At 70.3% G+C, this 9,787-nt stretch carries 9 protein-coding genes; 2 read left to right on the top strand and 7 right to left on the bottom strand.

All coding sequences use genetic code 11. The features are described from left to right. Window positions 1-61: 61 nt before the first annotated feature. The 6 genes from ITP53_RS50740 to ITP53_RS50765 all read right to left on the bottom strand — a co-directional run bounded on the left by ITP53_RS50740 (window position 62) and on the right by ITP53_RS50765 (window position 5,951). Window positions 62-568, bottom strand: coding sequence for an IS3 family transposase (locus ITP53_RS50740; RefSeq protein ID WP_195902673.1), 507 nt, complete (start codon window positions 566-568; stop codon window positions 62-64). Then, window positions 565-927, bottom strand: coding sequence for a transposase (locus ITP53_RS50745; RefSeq protein WP_328818473.1), 363 nt, complete (start codon window positions 925-927; stop codon window positions 565-567). The genes ITP53_RS50740 and ITP53_RS50745 overlap by 4 nt, the downstream gene beginning before the upstream one ends. 645 nt (window positions 928-1,572) lie before the next feature. Next, entirely contained in the window at window positions 1,573-2,535 is a 963-nt protein-coding gene (locus ITP53_RS50750) for a carbohydrate ABC transporter permease (RefSeq protein ID WP_195902674.1), read from the bottom strand. Continuing rightward, window positions 2,532-3,584: a carbohydrate ABC transporter permease gene (locus ITP53_RS50755; RefSeq protein ID WP_328818476.1), complete on the bottom strand. Its 1,053-nt coding sequence runs from the start codon at window positions 3,582-3,584 to the stop codon at window positions 2,532-2,534. The genes ITP53_RS50750 and ITP53_RS50755 overlap by 4 nt, the downstream gene beginning before the upstream one ends. Then, window positions 3,581-4,825 carry a sugar ABC transporter substrate-binding protein gene (locus ITP53_RS50760; RefSeq protein ID WP_195902675.1) on the bottom strand — a complete coding sequence of 415 codons (1,245 nt, stop codon included), beginning with the start codon at window positions 4,823-4,825 and terminating at the stop codon, window positions 3,581-3,583. Before ITP53_RS50760 ends, ITP53_RS50755 begins: the two co-directional genes overlap by 4 nt. Before the next feature lie 19 nt (window positions 4,826-4,844). Then, complete coding sequence (locus ITP53_RS50765) at window positions 4,845-5,951, bottom strand: LacI family DNA-binding transcriptional regulator (protein ID WP_195902676.1); 1,107 nt, start codon at window positions 5,949-5,951, stop codon at window positions 4,845-4,847. A 132-nt stretch (window positions 5,952-6,083) separates the two neighbouring features. On the opposite strand from ITP53_RS50765, the gene ITP53_RS50770 reads away from it, so the two are divergent. After that, window positions 6,084-8,195 carry a glycogen debranching N-terminal domain-containing protein gene (locus ITP53_RS50770; RefSeq protein ID WP_195902677.1) on the top strand — a complete coding sequence of 704 codons (2,112 nt, stop codon included), beginning with the start codon at window positions 6,084-6,086 and terminating at the stop codon, window positions 8,193-8,195. Window positions 8,196-8,344: 149 nt separating this feature from the next. Here ITP53_RS50770 and ITP53_RS50775 read toward each other — a convergent pair whose 3' ends face one another. Beyond that, a complete protein-coding gene (locus ITP53_RS50775) occupies window positions 8,345-9,184 on the bottom strand; it encodes a phytanoyl-CoA dioxygenase family protein (protein WP_195902678.1) in 840 nt (279 codons plus the stop codon). Window positions 9,185-9,293: 109 nt separating this feature from the next. Between ITP53_RS50775 and ITP53_RS50780 the strand changes: the two genes are divergently transcribed. Next, a partial coding sequence (locus ITP53_RS50780) for an AraC family ligand binding domain-containing protein (protein ID WP_195902679.1) occupies window positions 9,294-9,787 on the top strand: 494 nt, incomplete at its 3' end.

Raw genomic sequence — 9,787 nt, forward strand, 5'->3', positions numbered from 1 at the left:
CCACTTGTCCTCCAGCACCACCGCCACGTCCAGGACCCCCGCCCCTCGACTGACAGCGAGGCTACCGAATCAAGATCAGCTCATTGGAAGGGACACGCACGGGGAGTTGATTCCACGTAACTGATAGGTAGAGCGGCCCCTCATCAGTGGCGATCATCGTGCCGTCGCCCACCCACAGCACGTCCGGAGCGACCGCGGTGAACTTACGCCCGACCAGGTCCGGAGCGACGGGCCGCTTGCCCTGGCGGGTCAGCGAGCGCGGCTTCTTGGGCTTGCGGCCGGCCAGGCCGAGCTCGGCCATGCGTTTGGCCACCGTGTTCTCCGACACCCTCCACCCCTCTTCCCGTAGGTCCTGGGTGATCCTCGGGCTGCCATAGGTGCCGCCAGAGGCGGCGAAGCGCCTGCCGATCGTCTCCTCCAGGTCGACGCGTCGCCGCTGCCGGGCCGTCGGCGCGCGATCCTTCCATTTGTAAAACCATGACTGCGACACCCCCAACGCCCGGCAGGTGATGGTGTGGCTGATGCCGTGCTCGGTCTTCTGGGAGCTGATGAAGGCCGCCACGCTCATCGGCCCATCGCCTCTCGAACCCACAAGACCACCGATCGCTTGAGGACATCACGCTCGTCCTCCAACTCGGCGCGGTCCTTCGTCCAGGCCGCCTTCTCCTCGGCGTGCCGCCTGCTCAGCTCGGCCTTCTCACGCCGCAGCCGGGTCAGCTCCTCCTGCTCGGACTCCTTCAGCTTCCCGCCTCCGTTGCCGCTGCTGCCGTTCTGTTCTTCGGTGTGCCGGTCCATCTGCACCCAGTTGTGCAGCGTGTATGCGTTGATACCAAGATCCCGCGCGATGGGCTTGCCGGTCTCCTTGACGATACGCACCGCTCCCGCCCGGAACTCGGGATCAAAGCGACGTCTTTGGATGCCTGCCACGACCAAACCTCTTCCGGTTCGGTCTCCACGCTATGGGGGGAAGGCCAGCGCGCAGTTCCTCTGGAACTGGAGGGCGTCCTGCGGAGGGCGGCTGTGTCCACTTTTTCTTGATGAGCTGCCGGTGCCAGACAAGGAGGGTGCGTGGGGAGACGATCCGGTGGTTGTGCAGTACACGGGGGAGTAGTCGGGCGAGGGCGGCGAGTAGGGCGCGGTCCGGCCAGGTGGGCTTTGGCGCGGTGTCTTGGCGGCGCAGCACCGCTACGCGCAGCACCGCTACCTCGTGCCGCAAGATCAATATTTCTGCGTTTTTGGCCGCGGAGGAACGATACAGCAGGACGAGCCACGCGAAGATCCGCGTGGCGATCAGGTAGAGCAGTCGTACGAGCACAAGGACCGATGGTGTCGTATTGGTGCGGGGGAGCGTCGTTCCAGGTCAGGAGCTATGCAGCCATTCTGGAGCGTTACGGTCCGCGGGGAAGGCGGCCAGGCCGAGGGCGAGCAGCGGCGCGGCTGCGAGCCGGGGCGCGGTGGTGCGGAGTTTCACGGTGTATTCCTTCTCACTGGCAGGAACCTGAGGCGGCGTACAGAGGCGGGGGCTCGCCCGTGTCACGCCGGTCGGGCCCCGGCCGGTTTCGCTGCGGAGGGTCAGTCCTTGACGGAGCCCGCGTTCGCGCCGCGGATGAAGTAGCGCTGGAAGCAGAAGAAGAGCACCGCGACCGGGATCGTCGACAGCGCGGCCGCCGCCAGCTTCAGCGGGAACTGGTTGCCGCCGCCCAGCCCACCCGAGACGAACCGGGCAAGCCCGGTGGTGAGGGTCTCGTACTGCTCGGACTGGGTGGAGACCAGGAAGTGCGTGAACTCGTTCCACGAGCCCTGGAAGGACAGGATCGTCAGCGTGATCAGCGCGGGCCTGGCCATGGGCAGCACCACCGACCAGAAGATCCGCAGCACCCCGGCGCCGTCGATCTGCGCCGCCTCCTCTACCTCGCGCGGGAGCGTCTCGAAGAACTGCTTCATGATGAAGATCCCGGCGGCGTCCACCATCAGCGGCAGGACCATGCCGGAGTACGTGTCGAACATGCCGAAGGTGTTGAGCACCAGGAACTTCGGGATCAGCAGCACGATGCCGGGCACCGCCATCACGCCGATCACGCAGGCGGTCAGCAGCGCGCGGCCGCGGAAGCGCAGCCGGGCCAGTGCATAGCCGGCCATCGAGTCGAAGAGCACCCGGCCGGCCGTGACGAGGACCGTGACGAAGAAGGAGTTCGACAGCCAGCGCAGGAACGGCACGCTTTCCGCTGACTCGCTCAGCCCGAAGAGCCGTTCGTACGCGGCGGTCGTCGGAGTCGCCGGCCACAGCGCGAGCGGGTTGGCGGAGGCGTCCGGTTCGGTCTTGAAGCTGTTGGCCACCTGCAGGACGAACGGCAGCAGGTAGAGCAGCGCCAGGCCGATGACCAGCGCGTAGCCCGCGATGCGAGCCGGGCGCGGGAAGCGCTTCAGCACCGGTTGTTCGGCCGGTCCCGGCCGCGACCGGCGGCGCGGCACCGGCCGCCGCCCGCCGTCGGCGGCGGGCCCCGGGGGCGGGGGAATGGCTTCGGTGGTTGTCATGCGTGCTTCGCCTCCTTCGGCGTGCGTTCGCGCAGCAGCCACCGTTGCAGCCCCACGAAGACCAGGATCAGCGCGAAGAGGATGAAGGCGATGGCCGCGCCCTGCCCGAATTCGGCGTTGTCGAAGGCGGACTTGTACGACAGGTAGGCCGGGGTGAGCGTGGTGTTGGCGGGGGAGCCCTGCCCCATCACGTACACCATGTCGAAGACCTGCCAGCTGCCGATCAGGGCCAGGGTGAGGACCAGGAACAGCACCGGCCGGATGGCCGGCAGCGTGACGTGTCGCAGCAACTGCCGCCGGTTGACGCCGTCGAGGGCCGCGGCCTCCTCCAGCTCGCGCGGGATGTTCTGCAGTGCCGCCAGGAAGATCAGCATGAATGTCCCGGAAGTGGTCCACGTGGCCATGAAGATCATCGTGAGCAGCGCCACCGACGGGCCTGCGAGCCACTCGCTGAACGGCAGCCCGAGAAAGTCGTGGGCGGCCAGGAAGGCGCTCGGGTGGTCGGGGTCGACCAGGCCGAGCCCGCCGAGCACCGCCCACACCACGCCCCGGGGGTCGTTCAGCCAGTTCGGGCCCTTGACGCCGACCCAGGACAGCAGGCTGTTGATCGCCCCGCTGCCCTGGAAGAGGAAGAGAAAGACCGTGGAGACGGCGATCGACGACGTGACGGACGGGAAGTAGAAGCCGGTGCGCAGCGCGCCGCGGGCCTTCAGCAGCCGCTGGTTCACGATCATCGCTAGGCCGAGTCCCGCCGCTGTGGCCAGCGGCACGGTGAGCAGGACGTAGAAGGCGTTGTTCCGCATCGAGGTCGCGAACAGGGTGCGGTCCAAGCCGTCCTGGGTGAGCAGGTCCCGGTAGTTGTCCAGGCCGACGAACTCCGCCTCGCCGCCGGTGAACGGGTTGGACTGGCCGTTCCAGTCCAGCAGCGACACCCACAGCGCCATGAAGATCGGCAGCGCCAGGAACAGTCCGAGAACGAGGACCATGGGGCTGACGAACAGCCAGCCCCAGACCCCTTCGCGGCCCCGGACGCCGGTCCTGCGGCTCACTCGGTGCTCTCTTGGATCACCGGCTCACCATTGCGCTGCAGGTCCGAGAGGATCTTCTTCGGGTCAGCGGTCTTCAGCGACAGCAGGTCGCTGTTGAACTGGCTGAGCACCTTGTCCATGCCCTTGATGGTCACCGGCCCCTGGATGCCCTCGCCGATCGGGGTCCAGGGCTCGCGGTCGGGGTGCTTGCCGAAGTACTCGTCGGCCGCCGACTCCCTGGCCGGGATCGCGCCGAAGCCCTCCCCCATGGCGGCCTGCTGCTCCGTCGCCGCCAGGTGCTGGACGAGATCCACGGCCGCGGCCCGGTGCGTGGACTTCTGCGCGACGCCCCAGCAGGTGGTGAAGGCGAGGTTGCCCTTGCCCGCAGGGCCCTCGGGCATGCCCACGACCTTGTAGTCGGTAGTGGGGAAGTCGTGCTGGAGCTGCCCGGCCAGCCAGCTGCCCTCGATGGTCATGGCGGCCTTGCCCTGGCCGAAGGCCTCCCCGGCGTTGAGCGAGTCGACGTCCTTGGCCCACTTCCACCAGCCGTTCTGAAGCCCCTTCTTGACGAAGGCGAGGGCCTCGGTGTTCTGCTGCGAGTCGGCGGTCATCTTCGTCTGGTCCGCGTTGGTGATCCAGCCGCCGGCCTCCTTCATGAAGGCGCCGAGACGCTGGTACTCCTCGCTGGTCACGAGGCCGGTCACCGTGCCCTTGGTGAGCTTCTTCGCCACGCTCTCCAGCTCGTCCCAGCTCTTGGGGTAGTCCTTCTCGGTGAGCCCGGCGTCCTGCCAGAGCTTCGTGTTGATCGCGAGGGCGAGCGCCGCGGCGTCCTTGGGCACGCAGGTGAGCTTGCCGTCGTACGTGAAGGACCGGCGCAGCGTCTCGGGGAAGTCCTCCACGTTCTCGATCTCGTCGCCGTACGGGTAGAGCGAGCCGCCGGAGGCGTAGTTGGCGAACTGGTCGGAGTTGACGTAGAAGACGTCGGGCGGACTGCCGCCGGCGAATGCCTGCCCGAGCTGCTGGTTCATGTCCTTGGCGGTCTGGACCGTGACCTCGTTCCCCGACTTCTTCTCGTACCCGGCGGTGGCCTTCTCCACGGCCTGGGTCTCCGCCGTGCCGGAGGAGGCGATGAGGACGGTCAGGTTCTGCTTGCCGCCGTCCTCCTGGGCGGTGTCGCCGCCGCCGAAGCCGGAGGAGCAGCCGGTGACGGCGAGGAGGCTGACGCAGCCGGCGAGGGCGGCTGTGGAGGTGCGCTTCTTCATGGGGTCTCCATGGTGTGGCTCAGGGGATCCAGGGAGTGGGGGCAGTGTCGGGTGCGGCGTCGGTTGGGGCGTCGGTTGCGGTGTCGCGCCCGGACGTGGAGGTCCGGACGACGAGTTGGGGGGTGAGCAGCGGACGCTCCGGCTCCCGGTCGGGCTCGCGGAGCCGGGCGAGCAGCAGCCGTACGCATTCACGCCCGGCGGCGTCGAGCGGCTGGGCCACGCTGGTCAGCGACGGGGTGAGCAGGGCGGCGGCGGGGGTGTCGTCGAAGCCGATGACGGCGACGTCCGCGCCCGGGGACAGCCCGCGGTCGGCGAGCGCCCGATAGCAGCCGACGGCCAGGGTGTCGCTCGCGGTGACCACGGCGGTCGCGCCCGCGTCGAGCAGCGGACCGGCGGCGGCGCGCGCCTGCTCGATGTCGTCGATGCTCTCGGCGCGGCGGCCGCGCACCGGCAGGCCGTGGCGCTGCAGGGCCCGCTTCCAGCCGGCGGCGCGGTCGTCGCCGACGCCGGAGCCACGCGGCCAGCCCAGGAAGGCGATCTTCCGGTGGCCCTGGCCGGCGAGGTGCTCCACCGCGGCGTCGGTGCCGGCGGCGCCGTCCACGTCCACCCAGTCCCCAACCTGGCGGCCGGACCAGATTCGGCCGAAGGCCACGAATGGGACATCGTGCTGGGCGAGCCAGGCCTGCCGCGGGTCGCCCAGGGCGGTGCCGCTGAGCACGAAGCCGTCGACGCTGTAGGTGTCCAGCAGCTCCTGGTAGGACTCCAGCAGCTTCGGGCCACTGGGGGCGGCGAAGAGCAGGATGCGGTGGCCGGATGCGTCCGCGGTCTGCGAAAGGGCGTGCAGGAAACGGTCCATGACCGGGGTCGTGGTGCCCGGCGGGACCGGCGGGATGCCGTAGCCGATGAGCTTGCTGGAGCGAGTGCGCAGCGTCTGGGCGGCGCGGTGCGGACGGTAGCCGAGCACGTCGATCGCCTGCTTCACCCGTGCCAGCGTGTCCGGGCGCAGCAGGTCGGGGGAGTTGATGGCATTGGAGACCGTCTGCGGAGAGACCCCGGCGCGGCGGGCGACCATGGCAAGCGTCACATTTCCGGCCGCCACGGCACGCTGACCCGGTACCTGCGCCATCGCAGCGCCTCCTGAGCATCTCTCGGTCGAAAATCAGTGAGTTTTAGCGATCCAAGGGATTGTGACCCGCCTTGAACTGCCCATACAGTCCTTGAAACGCTCTAATGACTCAGAGATTGGTCCCTGCACAACATGGATGTCAAGACCCCGGAGGAAACCGGCCAGGAGCCGGGCGCCGAGGCAGGGCTGCAGCCCTTCCTGCACGACAGCTGCATCACAATGCACGCGCCGAGCTTCACCGCCTCCCGCCCCGACGGGCAGCTGAGCCACGGCGCGGACGGCTTCTACCACGGTGAACGCCGGGCTCTCGCCCGCCTGGAGATCTCCGCCGACCGGGTGCTCTCCGCCCCGGTCGCCGGCGGCCTGGAGGGCGCGGACCGGGCCCTGTTCCGTACAGTGCTGCGCGGCGTGGCTGAGACGACGGCCGACCCCGCGGTGGTGCTGGAGCGGCGGCGCACCACCGCGCCCGGGCGGCTGACGGAGTCGCTGCGGGTGCTCAACTCCGGCCGGGTACCGGCGCTGATCCGGCTCTCCGTGGCCGCCGGCACCGACCTGGCGACGATGGAGCAGGTCAAGTCCGGCGTCCCGGTGGCTTCTGTCGCGGCCGAGGTGGAGGTGACCGGCTCCGCGCTGGTGTGGGCCGGCGACGCGGTGACCGTACGGCTTGCGAGCAGCCCCGCGCCGACCGGCATCGAGGCCGGCGCCCGGCAGGGACGGCTTCATTACGACATCGCGCTGGCCCCCGGCGAGGACTGGAAGGCCGAGCTGGTGTGCACGGCCGAGGACGCCGAGGGCGAGCCGTTCCCCGCCCCGGCCACCGAGGGCACCCCGTGGCGCACCCCGCGACTGCGGAGCGCTGACCGCCGCTTCGACGACTGGCTGCACCAGTCTCACGCCGACCTACGGCGCCTCCTGCTCGCCGACCCCGACCAGCGCGAGGACGTCTTCCTCGCCGCCGGCGCACCGTGGTTCGCCACCCTCTTCGGCCGCGACTCGCTCTGGGCCGCGCGGATGCTGCTGCCGCTGGGCACGGACCTGGCGGCGAGCACCCTGCGCGTCCTCGCCCGCCGCCAGGGCAAGAAGACAGACGTACGCACCCAGGAGCAGCCGGGCAAGATCCTGCACGAGGTGCGCCGCGCCGGGCTACGCCTGCCCGGGCACTCCCCGGCCCTCCCGCCGGTCTACTACGGAACGGTCGACGCCACCCCCCTGTGGATCACCCTGCTCCACGACGCCTGGCGCTGGGGCCTGGACCCGGCCGAGGTCGAGGCGCTGCTTCCGCACGCCGAGTCCGCGCTCGCCTGGATGAGCGACCACGGCGACGCCGACGGCGACGGCTTCCTGGAGTACATCGACGAAAGCGGCCGCGGCCTGGCCAACCAGGGCTGGAAGGACTCCGGCGACTCCATCCGCTTCCGCGACGGCCGCCTCGCCGAGCCGCCGATCGCGCTGTGCGAAGTGCAGGCGTACGCCTACGAGGCCGCCCACAGCGGCGCCGCCCTGCTGCGCGCCTTCGATCGGCCGGGCGCGGACCGCTGGGAGGAGTGGGCCGCACGGCTGAAGTCCCGCTTCCACACGGCCTTCTGGGTCGAGGACGACCGCGGCCCGTACCCGGCCGTCGCCCTGGACCGCGACAAGCGCCCCGCGGACGCGGTCACCTCCGGCTTCGGCCACCTGCTCGGCACCGGCCTGCTCGACTACGAGGAGAGCGCCCTGCTCGCCAAGCGCCTCGCCGGGCCCGACCTGGACTCCGGCTTCGGCCTGCGCACGCTGAGCAGCGACTCCGGCGGCTTCAACCCGCTCGGCTACCACATCGGTTCCGTCTGGCCGCACGACACCGCGATCGCCGTGTTCGGGCTGACCAGGGCCGGCTTCTCCGAGGCCGCGACGTCGCTGGCCGCGGGGCTGATCCGCGCCGCGGGCGCCTTCGACGCCCGGCTGCCGGAGCTCTTCGGCGGCTATGGCACGGACGCGGGCCGCCGCCCGGTCCCGTATCCGGCGGCCTGCCGCCCGCAGGCATGGGCCGCCACGTCCTCGGTGCTGGTGCTGCAGTCCCTGCTTGGCTTGAGCGCCGACGTCCCGAACGGCACGCTGACGGTGGCCTCCCAGGTGTCGGCGGATCTGCGGCCGCTGCGCGCCTCAGGGCTCGAAATCGCCGGGGGGCCGCTGGAGATCACTGTCGCGGCAGACGGTACGGCGGACGTCCAAGCGCCCGCCGGGCTGACCGTGCGCGTCACCCCGTAACCGTGCGGGGGCAGGTGCCGTGCCGCCGGCTGCCTGCCCCCTGGCCCGCTCCAGGTCGCCGACCAGTCCTCGAACCGCAGCACGACCGCCGCGCAGGCGAAGGCGCCCGGTCCGTCACTCACCGGACCGGGCGCCTCGTGCCGGGGCCGTCAGGCCGCGCGGCCGCCGTACAGGACCGGGTTCACCGGCGTGTCCGGGACCTGGCCGATCTCCGTGCCGGGCATCCAGTCGCGGTCGGCGGCCTGGTTGTCGTTGGTCGGCTCCGCCACCCGGATGTCGGCGTCCATGTAGATCACCGTTATGACGCGGCGCGGCACCGTGCCGCGGTTCGGCCCGGCGTGGTGGAAGGTCCAGCCGCGGTGGAAGCTGGCGTCGCCGAGGGCGAATGGATCCACGACGTCCTCGAAGCGCTGGTCGGCCACCACCTGCTTCAGCTTCGCCTCCGAATCGTCGGAGATCGGCAGGTCGCGGCCGTAGGAGAAGTTGTGGCTGCCGCGGGCGAAGGCCAGTGGGCCCATCTCCAGCGGGGTCTCCTGCAGCGGCAGCCAGATCGTCAGGCAGCGGTCGGAGGACAGCGGCCAGTAGTACTGGTCGGCGTGCCAGGGGGTGATGCCGCCGCTGGGCTCCTTGTAGAGGGCCTGGTCGTGGTAGAGGCGGACCGCGTGCACGCCGAGGAGCTTCGCGGCGATGCCGGCGAGGCGGCTGGAGAAGACCAGCTCGCGTACCTTGTCGTTGTGCTGCCACAGGTTCGTCACCTGCAAGAACGCCTTGCCGTAGGTGTCGCGCTCCGCGAGCGGCAGGTGCTGGGTGTTGAGCCGGATGACCTCGGAGGTGATCGTCGGCTCGTACGCGGCGATCGTCTCCGGGGAGAGCACGCCGGACAGGTGGATGAATCCGTCGCGGGCGAAGTCGGCGGTCGCGGTCTCGCGCAGGCCCTCGTACGGGACGTCGAGCTCGGACCCCGCTGCCTGGATGGTCGTTGCGGTCATGTGTTTCATGTTCCCGGCAGGGTCCGGTCGTTGGCCACGCCATCGTTGCCCACTTCTGGTACTCAATTGACACTCTGCCTACGGCCGGGCTCAGGCTAGGATGCGGGCCGTGAAGCCGCGTTACGAGCAGCCAGGGATCCCCGACGGCACCACGCTCAGCAGCTTCATCCGCCGCCAGGAGGCGTACGACTTCGCCTGGCACTACCACCGCGAGTACGAGCTCACGCTCATCACCGAGGGCACCGGAACCCGCTACGTGGGTACCACCGTCGAGCACTACCGCCCCGGCGACCTGGTCCTCCTCGGCCCGGACCTGCCGCACACGTTCACCTCGCAGCCGTACGACGGGATGGCCGAGGCGGCGGTGGTGCAGTTTCGCCACGACTTCCTCGGCGCGGACTTCTTCGCCCTCCCCCAGTTCCGTACGATCGCCGCCCTGCTCTCCCGCTCCGCCCGCGGCCTGCGCTTCACTCCGGCCCCGCCCGAGGTCCACGCCCTCCTCGCCGGCCTGCCCCGCCTCGACGCCGCCGCGCAGACCCTCGGCCTCCTGGACGCGCTCCGCCGCCTCGCGCACACCGGCACCGGCACGCCCATCACCAGCCC

The sequence above is a fragment of the Nonomuraea cypriaca genome (assembly GCF_015645445.1).
Classification (GTDB): Bacteria; Actinomycetota; Actinomycetes; order Streptosporangiales; family Streptosporangiaceae; genus Nonomuraea; species Nonomuraea cypriaca.